Genomic DNA, 17505 nt, shown 5'->3' with positions numbered 1-17505 from the left:
TTATGCGCCTGAAATCCCTGAAGTATTTTTCTACTCTCCTGGTGCTGGCTGTGGCGATTGTCGCGGCCTGGTGGATGTGGAACTTTTATATGCAGTCCCCCTGGACGCGTGACGGAAAGATCCGCGCTGAGCAGGTCAGTATCACACCGCAGGTCTCAGGCAGCATCAGCGAACTGAAGGTGAAAGATAACCAGTTGGTTAAAGCGGGCGATGTGCTGTTTCGTATTGACGATACGCCTTACCACATTGCCGTACTGAACGCCGAAGCCCAACTGGCTCGTATGCAAACCGATCTGGCAAAAGCGAATAATGAAGCCAATCGCCGTCGCCATCTCTCACAAAACTACATCTCCGCAGAAGATCTCGATACTGCCAATATTAGTGTTAAAGCCGCGCAGGCAAGCGTTGCGGCAGCGCAAGCACAACTTGCGCAGGCACAATGGCAATTGGCGCAAACAGTAGTTAAGGCACCGGTAGACGGCTGGGTCACCAACCTTTCCACCCGTACTGGCAATTACGCTACCGCCGGGCAACCGGTTTTCGCGCTGGTCGATAGCCATTCGTTTTATGTGATGGGTTACTTTGAAGAGACCAAGTTGCGCCATATTCATGAAGGGGCAGCAGCGAAAATCGTACTTTATAGTGGAGATGTTACGTTACAGGGTCACGTAGCAAGTATTGGTCGCGCGATATATGACCAAAGCGTCGAGACTGACAGCGGGCTGGTTGCCGATATCAAACCGAACGTACCGTGGGTACGGCTGGCGCAGCGTGTGCCGGTACGTATTCAGTTTGATAACCTGCCCGCCGGGCTGACGCTGGTTTCCGGCACCACGTGCACCGTGGCGATTGGCGGTCAGTAATGAAATCGCCTGTCTGGCTCTGGCAAAATTTGCCATGGGTAAAAGCCACGGTCGGACAGTGGCGCTATGCGCTGCGCAACGGTATCGCGATGTGTCTGGCGCTCACGGTGGCTTATTATCTCGATCTCGATGAACCGTACTGGGCCATGACATCCGCAGCCGTTGTCAGCTTCCCCACCGTCGGCGGCGTGATCAGTAAAAGCCTTGGCCGTATTGCCGGGAGCCTGCTTGGAGCCAGCGCGGCACTGATCATTGCCGGTCAGACACTCAACGATCCGTGGCTGTTTCTGTTCGCCATGGTCACCTGGATTGGCTTTTGTACCTGGGCTTGCGCGCAGTTCACCAATAATGTCGCCTATGCCTTTCAACTGGCGGGTTATACCGCCGCGATTATCGCGTTCGCCATGGTCGATGTGACCGATATTACTGAGCTGTGGGATATTGCTCAGGCGCGCGTGTGCGAAGTGATCCTGGGCATTTTGTGCGGCGGCATGATGATGATGATCCTGCCCGGCAACGCGGACGGAACCACCCTGCTGTCAGCATTGAAAAAAATGCATGCCCGGTTGCTGGAACATGCAAGCCTTCTGTGGCAGCCAGAAACCACAGATGCTATCCGCACCGCCCATGAGAGCGTTATCGGCCAGATCCTCACCACCAATTTGCTGCGCATTCAGGCGTTCTGGAGCCATTACCGTTTTCGGCGGCAAAACAGTTTGCTTACCTGGTTACTGCACCAACAGTTGCGCATGACCAGCGTGATCTCCAGCCTGCGCAGAATGCTGCTGAACTGGCCCGACGCGCCGGAAAATTTGCGCCCGGTTCTTGAGCAACTGCTCTCCGCGCTTGCTCACCCGCGCGCGGATGCGCTTACCGTCGCACGGATTATCGCCCCGCTCGCGCCCGGAGAAAGCGACGATTACCGGCACCATGCATTCTGGCAGCGCTTACGCTACTTCTGCCGTTTATACCTCACCAGTAGCCGCTGGCTGGCGCGTGTGGAGAATGCTTCGCCAGTCAGCAGTTATACGCCACCGCGAAGCCCGGGATTGATGCGTGATACGGATAATGCCGAAGCGCTATGGAGCGGCATTCGTACCTTTTGCGCGCTGAGTCTGGTCGGCGCATGGAGCATCAATACGCAGTGGGAATCGGGCTCGGCGGCGCTGACGCTGGCGGCTATCAGCTGTGTGCTTTACTCCGTCTCACCCGCGCCGTTTAACTCCCTGACACTGCTGTTGCGCACCTTAATTTTGCTGTCGCTGTTCAGCTTTATGGTGAAATTCGGCCTGATGGTGCAAATCAGCGAGCTGGCGGTGTTTCTGCTGTTTCTCTTCCCGCTGTTAACCACCCTGCAATTGTTGAAATTACAAATGCCAAAGCTGGCCGGGTTGTGGGGGCAGTTGATTGTTTTTATGGGCTCGTTTATCGCCGTGACCAATCCACCGGTTTATGACTTTGCGGACTTCTTAAATGACAACCTGGCGAAGATCTCAGGCGTCGCGCTGGCGTGGCTCGCGTTTGCCGTGTTACGCCCGGGCTCAGATGCCCGCAAAAGTCGGCGTCACATTCGCACGCTGCGCCGCAGTTTTGTCGATCAACTTAGCCGCGTACCACAGCTGAGCGAGCATGAGTTTGAATCGGTGGTTTATCACCACATTAGCCAGTTAAGCCATAGCCAGGACGCGCAAGCACGGCGCTGGTTGCTGCGCTGGGGGGTTGTGTTATTGAATTGCTCGCATGTTGTCTGGCAGCTACGCGACTGGGAAATTCGCTCTGATCCCCTCGCCAAAGTCCGCGAGTTATGCATTGTCTTATTGCGGGATGTGATGAGTGAGCGTGGTGTCCGGCAACGAACGCTTTCTGCCACGCTGACCGAGCTGCAGCGGATTAGCGCGGTGCTGGGTAAACATCACCAGCCGGCCGCGCGGGAGCTGGCCTCGGTTGTCTGGCGCTTATATTGCGCGCTATCGCAGCTGGAGCAAGCCCCGGCAGCCGGAACGCTTACTTGATAACGCCGCAGGCGTAACGTGCGCCGCCACCGCCGAGCGGTTTCGGTTGATCGGACATATTATCGCCGCCCACGTGCACCATCAGCGCTTTGCCTTTCACATCCGCGAGTTTTTTCAGACGCGGCGCCACCACCGGGTCGGTCGCTTTACCGTCATTGTTGACCACCAGCACCGGCAGGTCGCCTAAATGTCCGGCGCCTTCTGGCCCTTCATGCTTGCCGGTATGCTGCGGATCGAGGTGTCCCCCTGCCGCTTCAGCAGCAGAGGCTTTCCCCTCTTTAATAGCAGGTTGGCAACTGCCTTTGGCATGGACGTGAAAACCATGCTCGCCGGGCGGCAGAGCTTTCAGATCGGGCGCAAATTCCAGCCCCTTATCGGTTTCGCTGATTTTTACACTACCAACAGACTGCCCAACGCCCTGCGCAGTGACCAGGTTCATTTCCACTTCTTCACTGGCGGCTTGCGCCCCGGCGCAAACCACGAGCGCCAACACAGCCAGACTAAAACGCTTCATATGACCTCCTTCGGTCTGTTTTAACCCTGTAAGTTTAAACCAGGGTGGCAGATTTCACCGGGAGGTCATCTGCCCGCGTTATGGCACGTCGTAACCAAGCGCCGCTTTGCGAATACGGAACCACTGCTGGCGCGTCATCTGAAGGTTCAGTGCCCCCAGCGCCGAACGCACGCGCTCAATTTTACCCGAGCCAATAATGGGCAGCGGCGCAGACGGCAGACGCATCACCCAGGCATAGACCACCTGTTCGATGGTTTCGGCATTCAGTTCCTGCGCAACGCGCGCCAGTTCATCACGTAGCGGCTGGAACGCAGCATCGTTAAACAGACGCCCGCCACCGAGACATGACCATGCCATCGGGCGGATGCGCAGCTGTTGCAGTTGATCCAGCGTACCATCCAGCAGTAGCGGCTGGTGAACCGGCGAGATCTCGACCTGGTTGGTCGCCAGCGTAAATGGCAGGCGTGACTGCAACAGAGAGAACTGAGCGGGTGTGAAGTTAGAAACGCCAAAGTGGCGCACTTTTCCGCTCTGATGCAAATGCAGAAATGCTTCCGCCACCTCATCGGCGTCCATCAACGGATCGGGACGGTGGATCAGTAACAAATCAAGGTGATCGGTGGCAAGATTCACCAGCGACTGTTCGGCACTGCGAATAATGTGGTCGCGTTCAGTAATGTAATGACCCAGCGCATGTTCCGGTTTCGCGGTGGTGGCGATGCCACATTTGCTGACAATCTCCATGCGGGCACGCAGATGCGGAGCGAGCTTGAGCGCTTCGCCAAACGCGGCTTCACACAGATAACCGCCGTAAATATCCGCGTGATCAACGGTAGTCACACCGAGATCAAGATGAGACTCAATGAAGCTAACCAGCTGCTGCGGGGACATGTTCCAGTCCATTAAACGCCAGTAGCCCATCACAAAACGGGAGAACTCCGGGCCTTGCGGCGCGAGGGCAATACGTTGAACCATAATGATTTCCTCGAAGGTAATTTGCCTTCGAGTATACGCATTTTGGCGACTAAAACAGTGAAGGTTGCTGAGGTTCTTCCGCAGAGGACGCTTTGTTTGCGCGCATTTTGCGCTGTAGACGCTGGCGGCACAAACGCAGCACCTCCTGCTTTTGCGCATCGGTCATTTTTTGCCAGTTAAAACGCTCATCGCGGCTACGCATGCAGCCACGACAAAAACCGCGCTCATCCGACTGGCAAATACCGCGGCACGGGCTCTGGACGGGGAAAAACTCCAGTTGTTCTGGCACAGTCGTCTCCGGTAATACAGGCAGTTCCCTTTATTGAAGACTGCCTGTCGATAACGCGCAAGGCGAAAAACGCATTGTTCGCCACTTGCAACAGACCGATCGGTCTAGTAGAGTGGCGCGATGAGCAGAAATACCGAACATGACACGCGCGAACATTTACTGGCGACCGGCGAGCAGCTTTGCATGCATCGCGGGTTTACCGGTATGGGCCTGAGCGAATTACTGAAAACAGCGGAAGTGCCAAAAGGCTCTTTCTACCACTATTTTCGCTCTAAAGAGGCGTTCGGCGTAGCGTTGCTTGAGCGTCACTATGCCGCGTATCACCAGCGGCTGGCGACCCATTTCGCCAGCGGGCCGGGAAACTACCGTGACAGGCTACTGGCGTATTATCAGGAGACGCTCCGGCAGTTTAGCCAACAGGGAATTATTAGCGGTTGCCTGACGGTGAAACTGTCGGCGGAAGTGTGCGATCTGTCGGAAGACATGCGTTCAGCAATGGACAAAGGCGCGAGCGGCGTTATCGCCCTGCTCGCGGATACGCTGGAAAAAGGGCGTAACGATCGCAGCTTAACGTTTAAGGGGGAACCACTAACGCAGGCGCAAGTGTTGTACTCCCTGTGGTTAGGTGCCAATTTGCAGGCCAAAATTTCGCGAAGCGCCCTGCCGCTGGAAAGCGCGCTGGCGCATGCAAACAGCATCATTGCAACGCCTGTCTGAGAGCAGGCATTTTTATTTCACTTTTCACTAGTCGACCGGTCTATTCAGGAGTTGTTATGTCCAGTAAATTATTTACGCCGCTGAAAGTGGGCGCTATTACCGTTCCAAACCGCGTTTTTATGGCACCGTTGACGCGACTGCGCAGCATCGAGCCGGGTGATATTCCTACGCCGTTAATGGCGGAATATTATCGTCAGCGCGCCAGCTCCGGCCTGATTATCAGCGAAGCCACGCAAATCTCCGCGCAGGCGAAAGGCTATGCCGGCGCACCGGGTCTGCACAGCGCAGAACAAATTGCGGCATGGCAGAAAATCACCGATGCCGTGCATAGCGAAAACGGCCGTATCGCCGTACAGCTGTGGCACACCGGTCGTATCTCGCACAGCAGTCTGCAACCGGGTGGTGCCGCGCCGGTCGCACCGTCAGCCATCAACGCGGGAACGCGTACCTCTCTGCGTGATGCCAACGGCAACGCCACGCGTGAAGACACCTCCACGCCGCGCGCGCTGGAAACCGATGAGATCCCGGGTATCGTTAATGATTTCCGCCAGGCCGTTGCCAATGCGCGCGACGCCGGGTTTGATCTGGTTGAACTGCACTCGGCCCATGGTTATCTGTTGCACCAGTTCCTTTCACCGTCGGCGAACCAGCGTACCGACCAGTACGGCGGCAGCGTGGAAAATCGCGCGCGCCTGGTGCTGGAAGTAGTCGACGCGGTAAGCAAAGAGTGGGACGCAGAGCGCATTGGTATTCGCGTGTCTCCGATCGGTTCTTTCCAGAACATGGATAACGGCCCGAACGAAGAAGCCGATGCGTTATATCTGATCGAGGAACTGGGCAAGCGCGGTATTGCTTACCTGCATATGTCAGAGCCGGACTGGGCCGGCGGTGAACCGTACACCGACGCGTTCCGTGAAAAAGTGCGCGCACGTTTCCACGGCCCGATCATTGGTGCAGGTGCCTATACCCCGGAAAAAGCGGAACAGTTGATCGAGAAAGGTTTGATTGACGCGGTAGCCTTTGGTCGCGCCTATATCGCCAACCCGGACCTGGTAAAACGTCTGCAACTGAAAGCGGAACTGAACCCACAGCGCCCGGAAAGCTTCTATGGCGGCGGCGCGGAAGGTTACACCGACTACCCTTCTCTGTGATCCTCTGATTGTTCATTGATAGCGGCGGGTCTGCGCCGCTATACTAAAACTGTGTTTCTATTCGGAACGTTAACACATTCATACAAGAGGATATTATGCGCTTACTTCACACCATGCTGCGCGTCGGCAACCTGCAACGCTCCATCGAATTTTATACTAATGTGCTGGGCATGAAGCTGCTGCGTACCAGTGAAAACCCGGAATATAAATATTCGCTGGCTTTCGTTGGCTACGGCCCGGAAAACGAAGAAGCGGTGATTGAACTGACCTACAACTGGGGCGTGGAAAGCTACGATCTGGGTAATGCTTACGGTCATATCGCGCTGAGCGTGGAAAACGCGGCGCAAGCTTGCGAAGCTATCCGCAACAACGGCGGTAATGTGACGCGTGAAGCGGGTCCGGTTAAAGGTGGAACCACGGTTATCGCCTTCGTTGAAGATCCGGACGGTTACAAAATCGAGCTCATCGAAGAGAAAGACGCCGGTAAAGGCCTGGGTAACTAATCCCCTCCGGGCGCGCTTTGCGCCCGCTGTTTTACATCCCTTCGTAAAATTTGCCATAATGCGCTGCCATTTTCCCGTATCAAGAGATCCTGATGTCCGATAACGCTCAACTGACTGGTCTGTGCGACCGTTTTCGCGGTTTTTACCCTGTGGTAATTGATGTTGAAACCGCCGGGTTTAACGCCAAAACCGACGCGCTGCTGGAAGTCGCCGCCATTACGCTGAAAATGGATGAACAAGGCTGGCTCATGCCCGACAGCACGCTGCATTTCCACGTTGAGCCTTTCGAAGGCGCGAACCTGCAACCCGAAGCGCTGGCCTTTAACGGCATTGATCCGGGCAATCCGCTGCGTGGCGCGGTGAGTGAGCATGACGCCCTGCATGCCATTTTTAAAATGGTGCGCAAAGGCATTAAAGATCAGGGTTGTAACCGCGCTATTATGGTGGCGCACAACGCGACGTTCGATCACAGTTTTATGATGGCCGCTGCGGAACGCGCTTCACTGAAACGCAACCCGTTCCACCCGTTTGTCACTTTCGATACCGCGTCATTAAGCGGGCTGGCTCTCGGGCAGACGGTGCTGTCAAAAGCGTGTGGCGCAGCGGGCATTGCGTTTGACGCCTCGCAGGCGCACTCCGCACTGTACGATACAGAGCAAACCGCCCTGCTGTTTTGCGAAATCGTCAACCGCTGGAAGCGCCTTGGCGGCTGGCCGTTGCCCATCGCGGATGAAAATCAGGCATAAAAAAAGCGACCGTCAGGTCGCTTTTTTATTGGCAGAAATTACTCTGCGCTCGGCTCGTCTTTATGTTTTGCCGCCGCTTCTTTGATAAGCGTCTGCAATTCGCCGCGTTGATACATTTCAATCACGATATCGCAGCCGCCAACCAGTTCACCTTCAACCCACAGTTGCGGGAAGGTCGGCCAGTTAGCGTATTTCGGCAGTTCTGCGCGAATATCCGGGTTTTGCAGAATGTCTACATAGGCAAAACGTTCACCGCATGCAGAGAGCGCTTGTACCGCCTGGGCGGAGAAACCGCAGCTTGGCAGCTTCGGAGAGCCTTTCATATACAGCAGAATCGGGTTTTCAGCGATCTGGCGCTGGATTTTTTCAAGTGTTGTGCTCATTGTCATGCTTCCTTCAACTTCTTCTACGGCAGATGTTCGCCATTGTAACGGTTCAGAGGGGCATCGGAAAATAACATTTTGTTCACCGTTCATGATTTTATCGTCTGTCGGCAAAAGTTGCCTTAGGAATATGACTTAACTCAACTCGCCATCCCGCTTGCTGCCTAACTCTTGAGCACATAGAAACGTTTTGCTGCTTTTTTTTGCGCTTGTTAACGAAACGAAGCTATAGATGCAAAAACAGTATTAACTTTTGGGGTTTTTATGGATTAGAATCGACGAGTTTTAAAAAACCATTTGCAGGCATATTAAATGCTTGCCCTAACAGGGGATTGCTCAGTGGCGCGGATACCAAAAGCTTCAATCACGCTCTGTGCTTTGTTGTTCACCACGATTTCTTTCACGCCATTAGCGAGTGCCTCTGAACAGGCGCGAGCGTCGGCCGTGCAAAAATCGCATCTGGCGAAAGCATCCGAACGTAAGAAAAAAAATACATCACAAAAGACACCAAAGAAAAACAGTCGCAGTCCGGCAGAAAAAACCACCAGCAAAAAAACAACGGAGAGTAAAAAAGCTCCGGCAAACAAAAAAGTTACTACCAGCAAAAAAGCCAGCAAAATCACCTCGCGTCGTAATACATCCAGCCCGTTAAAAACCACCGCCGTCACCTGGACTGAGAAATGTACGCCGCGCAAAGGCCACAAGCCGCATTGTGTGAAGGTTAAAAGCACTAACGCCATCGCCGATGTGCATAAAGTTCGCATTCAAAAAGCACAAAAAACCGCCATGTCCAAGCTGATGAACCAGATTGGCAAGCCTTATCACTGGGGCGGCACCTCACCAAGCACCGGTTTCGATTGCAGCGGTCTGGTCTATTACGCATATAAGGATCTGGTGAAATTCCGTATTCCGCGTACCGCCAATGAAATGTATCACCTGCGCGATGCATCGCCGGTGAATGTGGCGGAACTGGAGAGCGGCGATCTGGTGTTCTTCCGTACCCAGGGCCGTGGTACCGCCGATCACGTGGGCGTGTATGTCGGTAATGGTAAATTCATTCAGTCTCCGCGTAGCGGCCAGGACATTCAGGTTACCTCGCTGAGTGAAGATTACTGGCAGCGCCATTATGTTGGCGCGCGTCGCGTCGTGACGCCGAAAACCATTCGCTAACCCCTCACCTGCCGCGCCTGCGGCAGGTAACTCCCTCTTTTGTCTGGCCTTTCGATTTGCTACCCTAATCCGCACATCCAGTAGGGCTATTGGGTGTTATTAAAATAATGAAAGGAGAATAGCAATGTCGTTTGAATTACCTGCATTACCGTATGCAAAAGACGCCCTGGCGCCGCATATCTCAGCCGAAACGCTGGAATACCACTATGGTAAACACCATCAGACGTATGTCACCAACCTCAACAACCTGATCAAAGGCAGCGCTTTTGAAGGTAAATCGCTGGAAGAGATTGTGAAAACCAGCGAAGGCGGCGTGTTCAATAATGCGGCCCAGGTCTGGAACCATACTTTCTACTGGAACTGCCTGGCCCCGAATGCTGGCGGTGAACCGACCGGTGAGCTGGCGGCAGCTATCGCCAAATCATTCGGCAGCTTTGCCGAATTCAAAGCGCAATTCACCGATGCTGCGGTAAAAAACTTCGGTGCTGGCTGGACGTGGCTGGTGAAAAAAGCGGATGGCACATTAGCCATTGTTTCAACGTCTAATGCGGGCACTCCGCTGACAAGCGATGCAACCCCGCTGTTAACCGTCGATGTCTGGGAACATGCGTATTACATCGATTACCGTAATGCGCGTCCGAACTACCTCGAACATTTCTGGGCGCTGGTAAACTGGTCATTCGTGGCCAAAAATTTAGCGGCATAAACGCGGCATAAAACAAAGGAGGGGCTAGCCCCTCCTTTTTGCATTTGTGCTATTTATTCTGCTGCGGCACAGGCACGTTCTGGCTGAGAGTGACCAGAGAACAGCACCACCAGCAGGCCCAGCCCGGCAATAATCGCCCCCATAACCGGGACGAAATCATAACCCAGCCCAGCGGAAATCACTGCTCCACCGGCTGCCGCGCCCAGCGCGTTACCGAGGTTAAAGGCACCGATATTGACTGAAGATGAAAGGCCCGGTGCTTCATGCGCAACACGCATGACACGCATCTGCAACGGCGGAACCACCGCAAACGTCGCCGCGCCCCACACCACCATGCTGATGGCTGCGCCCACTTCACTGCGCGCCAGGAACGGGATCGCCAGCATGATGGCAATCAGCAGGATCAAAAAACCTTTCAGCGTGCCGGTGACCGAGCGATCCGCCAGTTTGCCGCCGAGATAGTTACCAATGGAGAAACCAACGCCAATCAACACCAGCATCGCCGTCACAAAAACGGGAGTGGCATCGGTAATGGTGTGCAGCACCGGCGCAATGTAGGTATACAGCGTGAACATGGCACCTGCGCCGAGCACAGTGGTCAGCAATGCGGACAACACTTGTGGGCGTACCAGTACCGACAGCTCTTTACGTACGTCCGGGCGCTCACCTGTGCCACCTTTCGGCAGCGAAAAGAACAGGCTTGCCATGGCAATCACACCCAGCCCGGCGGTGGCCATGAACGACATACGCCAGCCAATGGTTTCACCCAGCCAGGTCGCGGCAGGCACACCGCCAATGTTAGCAATGGTCAGCCCCATAAACATGGTTGCCACTGCGCTGGCCTGCTTCTCTTTGGCGACAACGCTTGCCGCCACCACCGAGCCAAGACCAAAAAACGCGCCGTGGTTCAGACTGGTGACGATCCGCGCCAGCATTAATGTGGCGTAATCCGGCGCAATCGCCGACAGCACGTTACCGAGCGTAAAAATCGCCATCAAAAAGATCAGGGCATTGCGTCTGCCACGGTGAGACAGCAGCAATGTCATTAACGGCGCACCAATCATCACGCCGATAGCGTAGGCGCTAATCAGCATCCCCGCCGCCGGAATAGAAACATCGACGCCGCGGGCAATAACCGGCAGTAATCCCATCGGGGAAAACTCGGTGGTACCAATGCCGAAGGCGCCAATCGCCAGGGCAAGCAAAGGGAAATTAATTTTCATCTGTGACTCCAAAATAGACATGCCGACTTGCGACCCTGTCGCTGAAGCCAAAAGTATGACAGCTATCACAAAAAACAGAAGTTAGCAGAATGACAAAAGATTATTGCAGAAGTGATAACAATGGCGGGGAAGAAAACCGAGGGAGAAAAGGCTCTCCCTCGCGATAGATCAATGCAGTGCAGCAGTCAGACCGCCGAAAACAATCAGGCTCAGAACGATGACGGTAGTGATTAAAGAATACTTCAGATCGGTGCTCATCAATTTTCCCCTTTTTAATTTCCCCACAAAAAGTGAGATAACGCATTTTTGCACAAATTATCTTAAAAATCTTGCGGGAATTCGCAGGAGAAACGTTTTAATACTTCCCCTTTTGCTCAAGATCAGACAAAATTCGACGCTAAATTTATTAGCGTACCGGCCATTGACTCCCCTCCTGACGTCCAGTGTCGTTTTCCCGGCGTACCGCACCCCCTTTGATGGGTACAGGGTGATTAAAGGCAAACGTTTACCTTAAGTATTATCAGGAGCTTATGATATGGTCTGGAGTGATATCTGATGGCAACGATTAAAGACGTAGCGAAACGAGCAAACGTTTCCACTACAACCGTATCACATGTAATTAACAAAACCCGTTTCGTCGCCGAAGAGACGCGCAACGCTGTGTGGGCGGCGATTAAAGAGTTGCACTATTCCCCCAGCGCCGTCGCCCGCAGCCTGAAAGTGAATCACACTAAATCGATCGGCTTGCTGGCCACCAGCAGTGAAGCGGCCTACTTTGCTGAAATTATTGAAGCCGTAGAGAAAAAGTGCTTCCAGAAGGGTTATACCCTGATCCTCGGCAATGCCTGGAATAGCCTCGAAAAACAGCGTGCTTATCTGTCGATGATGGCGCAAAAGCGCGTCGATGGCTTGCTGGTAATGTGTTCCGAATACCCGGAATCGCTGTTGAGCATGCTCGAAGAGTACCGCCATATTCCGATGGTAGTGATGGACTGGGGCGAAGCGAAGGCCGACTTTACGGATTCCGTTATTGATAACGCCTTTGAAGGCGGTTATATGGCCGGGCGCTACCTTATTGATCGCGGACATCGCGATATTGGCGTGATCCCCGGCCCGCTGGAGCGTAACACTGGCGCGGGCCGTCTGGCCGGCTTTATGAAAGCGATGGAAGAAGCCCTTATCAGCGTGCCGGAAAACTGGATCGTGCAGGGCGATTTCGAGCCGGAATCCGGCTATCGCGCGATGCAGCAAATCCTCAATCAGGCGCATCGCCCTACCGCAGTCTTTTGCGGCGGTGACATTATGGCGATGGGCGCGCTGTGCGCTGCCGATGAGATGGGTTTACGCGTACCGCAGGATATTTCCCTGATTGGTTATGACAACGTACGTAACTCACGCTTCTTCACCCCGGCCCTGACCACGATTCACCAGCCGAAAGATTCGCTGGGAGAAACGGCGTTTACCATGCTGCTTGATCGTATCGTCAACAAGCGCGAAGAGTCGCAGTCTATTGAAGTGCATCCGCGTCTGGTTGAGCGCCGTTCCGTGGCCGATGGCCCGTTCCGCGACTACCGCCGCTAACCGCTTATTACGGAGCCGTTAATTCGGCTCCCGTAACCACTCGTCATTCAGCGTTTCGCTATCTCCCAGATATTCCAGTAGCCAGTTTAACGCCGGGGACGCCTCATTTTGTTGCCATGTCAGGCAGCACGCCGCATCCGGGAAGGGATTTTCCAGGGTCAGCGCAACCCAGTCACCGCTGTCGAGCCGCGGGCGGGCAAAGTGTGCCGGCACCATTCCCACGCATAACCCTGCCGATAAGCACGCCTCCGACGACGCCCAATCAGGAACAATCACGCGTTTCTGATTATCCAGTAGCCAGGTAATACGTTTCGGCAACGAGCGGGACGTATCTTCTTGGATAAGTGAAGGCCAGTTGCGCAAGGTATCGTCGCTAAGCGGGCCTGCCAGTGACGCCAGCGGGTGGCGACTGGAAACCACGCATTTCCAGCTCAGCATTCCCATATCGCGAAACGCATAACGCCCACCGACGGGAATAGCCTGCGTTGCGCCGATCGCCAGCTCCACCCGCCCGTCAGCAAGCGCATCCCAGACACCGTTAAAGACTTCCTGGTAGACCTGCAACTCAACATCACTGAAATGGCGATAGAAATCGACGATCAATTGCCGGGTACGTTCAGGTTTTACGATGTTGTCGACGGCGATCGCCAGTTGCCCGCGCCAGCCGTTGGCAATTTGCTGGCACTGCTGACGGGTGATCTGCATTTTTTTGATAACAGCTCGCCCTTCTTTCAAAAACCAGACTCCGGCAGGCGTAAGCTCAACATCCCGATGGCGACGCTCAAACAGCGGAACAGCGAGCCACTCTTCAAGCTGCCGCACGGTATAGCTCACTGCAGAAGGTACACGGTGTAACTCCTGCGCCGCACCGCTAAAACTGCCATTGCGCGCGACAGCATCAACCACTTCCAGCGAATATTCTGACCACATAATCTGCCTGCAAAAAATTTGAAACCACTACGCAAATATTAGCGTTTCACAAGCGCTAATGCACTCCTTACACTCGACAGCCCTGATTACCTGCAATTAAAGAGAAACACCAATGCAACCTGGCAACGGATTTTTAGTCTGGCTCGCGGGATTAAGCGTGCTCGGCTTTTTAGCCACTGATATGTACCTCCCCGCCTTCAGCGCGATACAGCAAGATTTAGACACATCGTCTGCGGTGGTTAGCGCGACTTTAAGCCTGTTTCTGGCGGGCTTTGCCATTGCGCAACTGGTATGGGGGCCGCTATCAGATCGCTATGGTCGCAAGCCGATTTTGCTGGCCGGGCTGGCGATTTTCGCGCTGGGCTGTCTGGGAACATTATGGGTACGTGATGCAACCCTGCTGCTGGTACTGCGCTTTCTCCAGGCGGTCGGCGTCTGCGCCGCGACAGTAAGCTGGCAGGCACTGGTGACGGATAACTACCCCGCGCATCGCGTCAATCGCATCTTCGCCACCATTATGCCGCTGGTGGGTTTGACGCCGGCACTGGCACCGCTGCTGGGCGCCTGGATCCTTGCGCATTTCAACTGGCAGGCCATTTTCGCCACTTTACTGGCGATAACGTTAATTCTGATGATCCCGGCATGGCGGCTGAAATCACCCGCGCAGAAAAGTGAACACCACGAACAACCGCTGACATTTATGGATCTGCTGCGTGCCCGGGATTATCGCGGGAATGTGATTATCTATGCCGCCTGCTCAGCCAGTTTCTTCGCCTGGCTGACCGGTTCACCGTTTATTCTGCATGAAATGGGTTATGGCCCATCGGTTATTGGCCTCAGTTATGTGCCGCAAACCATCGCCTTTTTGGTGGGCGGTTACGGTTGCCGTGCCGCGTTGCAGAAATGGCAGGGTTCTCGTTTGTTGCCATGGCTGCTGGGGGCGTTCGCGTTAAGTGTCCTCGCCACCTGGGCCGTCGGTTTTATGCCGGACGTGTCGCTGGCCGCGCTGCTCATCCCCTTCTGCTTTATGGCAATGGCCAACGGCGCGATTTACCCTATCGTGGTCGCGCAGGCGCTGCGTCCTTTCCCGCAGGCAACCGGCCGCGCAGCCGCCTTGCAAAATACGCTACAGCTGGGTTTATGTTTTCTGGCAAGCCTGGTGGTCTCATGGCTCATCGCCACACCACTGCTGACGACAACCAGTGTCATGCTGGCAATGGTGCTACTGGTCGCGCTGGGTTATCGCCTTCAGCGCCGCACGCACGATGAATTAGCAGGTAAAAAGGTTGTGGCTTCCTCGTCGCATTAATAGTTGCGCAAGCGACTATCAACAACACAGTGGTTAGCTTGCTACGGGCTTTTTATTGAATCACCCGATTTTGAAGCCTATACTCATTTTCGGCTGTTTGATAAATACGATAAATATTATGCATTAACGGGTACCGGATTGTACCCGTTTACCCATGGAAGGCCTTTCGGCAAGGGTCCTCTCCCTTCCTCTGTTCTACGTCGGATATCAGCCTCACGGTAAAAACCGTGAGATTTCTCACAAGCCCGAAAAAGCGTCTACGCTGTTTGAAGGTTCTGATCACTGCGAGTGATGGAGAAGTTATGAGTTCATCGTGTATAGAAGAAGTTAGCGTACGGGATGACAATTGGTTCCGTATAGCAAACGAACTGCTGGGTCGCGCAGGTATCCGCGTCAACGGTCCCGCAGCGTCAGATATTCAGGTGAAAAATCCTGATTTTTTCAAACGTGTTTTACAGGAAGGCTCGCTCGGGCTCGGCGAAAGTTATATGGACGGCTGGTGGGATTGCGCCCGCCTGGACATATTCTTCACCAAAGTCTTACGCGCCGGGCTGGAAAACCAACTTCCGCACCATTTCAAAGATACACTCCGCATTGCCGGAGCAAGATTATTTAATCTGCAAAGTAAAAAAAGGGCCTGGATTGTGGGCAAAGAACATTACGATCTTGGTAATGATCTGTTTACCCGCATGCTGGACCCGCAGATGCAATACTCTTGCGCCTACTGGAAAGACGCTGAAACGCTGGACGATGCACAACGGGCAAAACTGCGGCTTATTGGTGAAAAGCTGCAGTTGAAACCCGGCATGCGCGTGCTGGATATTGGCTGTGGATGGGGTGGTCTGGCGCAGTTTATGGCGCAAAATTACGGCGTCAGTGTGGTTGGCGTGACGATTTCCGCAGAGCAGCAAAAGCTGGCGCAGAAGCGTTGCGAAGGGCTGGATGTCGATATCCGTTTGCAGGATTATCGCGATCTCGACGAGCAATTTGACCGCATTGTTTCCGTTGGCATGTTTGAACATGTCGGGCCAAAAAACTATGCGACCTATTTCCGCGTTGTCGATCGTAACCTGAAACCTGATGGCATTTTTTTACTGCATACCATCGGCTCAAAACGTACCGATCATAATGTGGATCCGTGGATCAACCGCTACATCTTCCCGAATGGTTGTTTGCCTTCTGTGCGCCAGATTGCGGATGCCAGCGAATCACACTTTGTGATGGAAGACTGGCACAATTTCGGCGCGGATTATGACCGTACGTTAATGGCGTGGCATGAGCGTTTTCTTGCCGCCTGGCCGGAAATCGCCGACAACTACTCGGAGCGCTTTAAACGGATGTTCAGCTATTATCTCAATGCCTGCGCGGGGGCGTTTCGTGCGCGGGACATTCAGCTCTGGCAGGTGGTTTTCAGCCGGGGTATTGAACACGGGTTGCGCGTCGCGCGTTAAAAAATAAACCCCGGCATGCCGGGGTTTATTTTTACTCTTCGCTGGCTGCTGCGACAATCGCCGCTTCTTTCGAGGCCAGCACACGCTCCACGGTATCGACAACCGCCTGCGTTTGCGGGTCGATTTCGATATTCACGCGATGCCCCAGTTTTTTCGCGCCAAGCGTCGTACGCTGCAACGTTTCCGGAATTAAATGCACGCAGAAGCGGCTACTGGTGACTTCGCCAACCGTCAGGCTGATCCCGTCAATGCCGATAAAACCTTTGTACAGAATGTATTTCATCAGTGCAGGATCCTGCACTTTGAACCAGATCTGGCGGTTATTTTCCGAGGTGAGAATTTTGACTATTTCGGCGGTGGTCATGATATGACCCGACATCAAGTGACCGCCGATTTCATCGCTGAATTTTGCCGCGCGCTCAACGTTTACCGAGTCGCCGACATTCAGATCGCCGAGGTTGGTGATACGCAGCGTCTCTTTCATCAGATCGAAGCTGATATGGCGGCCGTTAATCGCCGTCACTGTCAGACAGCAACCATTATTGGCAATGGAAGCGCCGGTCTCAATACCATCCAGCATCGTCTCAGGCAACTCAACAACGTGAGTGCGGAAATTGGGTTTATCTTCAATTGACACCAGTTTCGCCGTGCCTTGCACAATACCCGTAAACATACTTACCACTCCTGTTCCATTCATACGGCCATTACCGTGTTCTTTACGCACAATAACAGGTGAAATTTACCCTTGCCAGTTTCAATCGCCCTGCCGCCCTTTTTCCCGCCACTCTGGCGAGAAGATAAGCGTAGCGCCGCATGCTAAAAGATAACTTTGCTTTATGACTGGCATGGCAAAAGCGCGCCATAGCAGGTAATATTTGTACACATGTCGCACCCATCGCTGTGCGGCATCCTTTTTAGCACAAGGAAAAACTCCTTCCTGATTAGTCGTTCCATTCTTCTTATAACTACAAGATAAAGGTGT

19 protein-coding genes are annotated in these 17505 nt (G+C 54.0%); 11 read left to right on the top strand and 8 right to left on the bottom strand.

Going from position 1 to position 17505, the window contains the following annotated elements; genetic code table 11:
- The first annotated feature begins 2 nt into the window (after positions 1–2).
- Entirely contained in the window at positions 3–863 is an 861-nt protein-coding gene (locus O3S68_RS04425) for an efflux RND transporter periplasmic adaptor subunit (RefSeq protein ID WP_269230872.1), read from the top strand.
- Positions 863–2875, top strand: a complete 2013-nt coding sequence (locus tag O3S68_RS04420) for an FUSC family protein (protein WP_269230871.1) — start codon at positions 863–865, stop codon at positions 2873–2875. Before O3S68_RS04425 ends, O3S68_RS04420 begins: the two co-directional genes overlap by 1 nt.
- Here the strand turns inward: O3S68_RS04420 and sodC are convergent.
- The 3 genes from sodC to O3S68_RS04405 all read right to left on the bottom strand — a co-directional run bounded on the left by sodC (position 2868) and on the right by O3S68_RS04405 (position 4653).
- Positions 2868–3389: a superoxide dismutase [Cu-Zn] SodC gene (sodC, locus tag O3S68_RS04415; RefSeq protein ID WP_016496288.1), complete on the bottom strand. Its 522-nt coding sequence runs from the start codon at positions 3387–3389 to the stop codon at positions 2868–2870. The two genes, O3S68_RS04420 and sodC, sit on opposite strands and share 8 nt — an antisense overlap.
- A gap of 78 nt (positions 3390–3467) precedes the next feature.
- Positions 3468–4364: an aldo/keto reductase gene (locus tag O3S68_RS04410; protein WP_086869380.1), complete on the bottom strand. Its 897-nt coding sequence runs from the start codon at positions 4362–4364 to the stop codon at positions 3468–3470.
- Between the two features lie 49 nt (positions 4365–4413).
- Positions 4414–4653, bottom strand: a complete 240-nt coding sequence (locus O3S68_RS04405) for a DUF1289 domain-containing protein (RefSeq protein WP_016496290.1) — start codon at positions 4651–4653, stop codon at positions 4414–4416.
- Between the two features lie 120 nt (positions 4654–4773).
- Between O3S68_RS04405 and O3S68_RS04400 the strand changes: the two genes are divergently transcribed.
- The 4 genes from O3S68_RS04400 (at position 4774) to rnt (ending at position 7770) form a co-directional block, all read left to right on the top strand.
- The gene (locus O3S68_RS04400) at positions 4774–5370 is read left to right on the top strand and encodes a TetR/AcrR family transcriptional regulator (protein WP_097407074.1); all 597 of its coding nucleotides are present in this window, start codon (positions 4774–4776) and stop codon (positions 5368–5370) included.
- A gap of 56 nt (positions 5371–5426) precedes the next feature.
- Complete coding sequence (locus O3S68_RS04395) at positions 5427–6521, top strand: alkene reductase (RefSeq protein WP_016496292.1); 1095 nt, start codon at positions 5427–5429, stop codon at positions 6519–6521.
- Between the two features lie 95 nt (positions 6522–6616).
- On the top strand, positions 6617–7024 hold the full coding sequence (gene gloA, locus O3S68_RS04390; protein WP_269230870.1) for a lactoylglutathione lyase: 408 nt from the start codon (positions 6617–6619) through the stop codon (positions 7022–7024).
- A gap of 92 nt (positions 7025–7116) precedes the next feature.
- Positions 7117–7770: a ribonuclease T gene (gene rnt, locus O3S68_RS04385; RefSeq protein ID WP_016496294.1), complete on the top strand. Its 654-nt coding sequence runs from the start codon at positions 7117–7119 to the stop codon at positions 7768–7770.
- A gap of 38 nt (positions 7771–7808) precedes the next feature.
- Here the strand turns inward: rnt and O3S68_RS04380 are convergent, their stop codons facing one another.
- Positions 7809–8153 carry a Grx4 family monothiol glutaredoxin gene (locus tag O3S68_RS04380; RefSeq protein ID WP_016496295.1) on the bottom strand — a complete coding sequence of 115 codons (345 nt, stop codon included), beginning with the start codon at positions 8151–8153 and terminating at the stop codon, positions 7809–7811.
- Between the two features lie 339 nt (positions 8154–8492).
- Between O3S68_RS04380 and O3S68_RS04375 the strand changes: the two genes are divergently transcribed.
- Both O3S68_RS04375 and sodB read left to right on the top strand, forming a co-directional pair.
- Entirely contained in the window at positions 8493–9323 is an 831-nt protein-coding gene (locus O3S68_RS04375) for a C40 family peptidase (protein WP_044489372.1), read from the top strand.
- 124 nt (positions 9324–9447) lie between these two features.
- Entirely contained in the window at positions 9448–10029 is a 582-nt protein-coding gene (gene sodB / locus O3S68_RS04370; RefSeq protein WP_269230869.1) for a superoxide dismutase [Fe], read from the top strand.
- A gap of 53 nt (positions 10030–10082) precedes the next feature.
- Here sodB and O3S68_RS04365 read toward each other — a convergent pair whose 3' ends face one another.
- Complete coding sequence (locus O3S68_RS04365) at positions 10083–11252, bottom strand: MFS transporter (protein ID WP_269230868.1); 1170 nt, start codon at positions 11250–11252, stop codon at positions 10083–10085.
- A gap of 168 nt (positions 11253–11420) precedes the next feature.
- On the bottom strand, positions 11421–11510 hold the full coding sequence (cydH, locus tag O3S68_RS04360; protein WP_016496299.1) for a cytochrome bd-I oxidase subunit CydH: 90 nt from the start codon (positions 11508–11510) through the stop codon (positions 11421–11423).
- A gap of 297 nt (positions 11511–11807) precedes the next feature.
- Here cydH and purR point away from each other — a divergent pair, with 297 nt between their 5' ends.
- Positions 11808–12833, top strand: coding sequence for an HTH-type transcriptional repressor PurR (gene purR / locus O3S68_RS04355; protein WP_016496300.1), 1026 nt, complete (start codon positions 11808–11810; stop codon positions 12831–12833).
- A gap of 18 nt (positions 12834–12851) precedes the next feature.
- Here the strand turns inward: purR and punR are convergent, their stop codons facing one another.
- Entirely contained in the window at positions 12852–13763 is a 912-nt protein-coding gene (gene punR, locus O3S68_RS04350) for a DNA-binding transcriptional activator PunR (RefSeq protein WP_016496301.1), read from the bottom strand.
- Between the two features lie 112 nt (positions 13764–13875).
- Here punR and punC point away from each other — a divergent pair, with 112 nt between their 5' ends.
- On the top strand, positions 13876–15072 hold the full coding sequence (gene punC / locus O3S68_RS04345; protein WP_269230867.1) for a purine nucleoside transporter PunC: 1197 nt from the start codon (positions 13876–13878) through the stop codon (positions 15070–15072).
- A 302-nt stretch (positions 15073–15374) separates the two neighbouring features.
- Positions 15375–16523: a cyclopropane fatty acyl phospholipid synthase gene (gene cfa / locus O3S68_RS04340; RefSeq protein ID WP_045511450.1), complete on the top strand. Its 1149-nt coding sequence runs from the start codon at positions 15375–15377 to the stop codon at positions 16521–16523.
- A 31-nt stretch (positions 16524–16554) separates the two neighbouring features.
- Here the strand turns inward: cfa and O3S68_RS04335 are convergent, their stop codons facing one another.
- Entirely contained in the window at positions 16555–17196 is a 642-nt protein-coding gene (locus O3S68_RS04335; protein ID WP_097407070.1) for a riboflavin synthase subunit alpha, read from the bottom strand.
- Positions 17197–17505: the final 309 nt, after the last annotated feature.

The sequence above is a fragment of the Kosakonia sp. SOY2 genome (assembly GCF_027109175.1).
Classification (GTDB): Bacteria; Pseudomonadota; Gammaproteobacteria; order Enterobacterales; family Enterobacteriaceae; genus Kosakonia.
The sequence above is the reverse complement of the archived record's forward strand: the minus strand, read 5'-3'. Positions and strand labels throughout refer to the sequence as shown.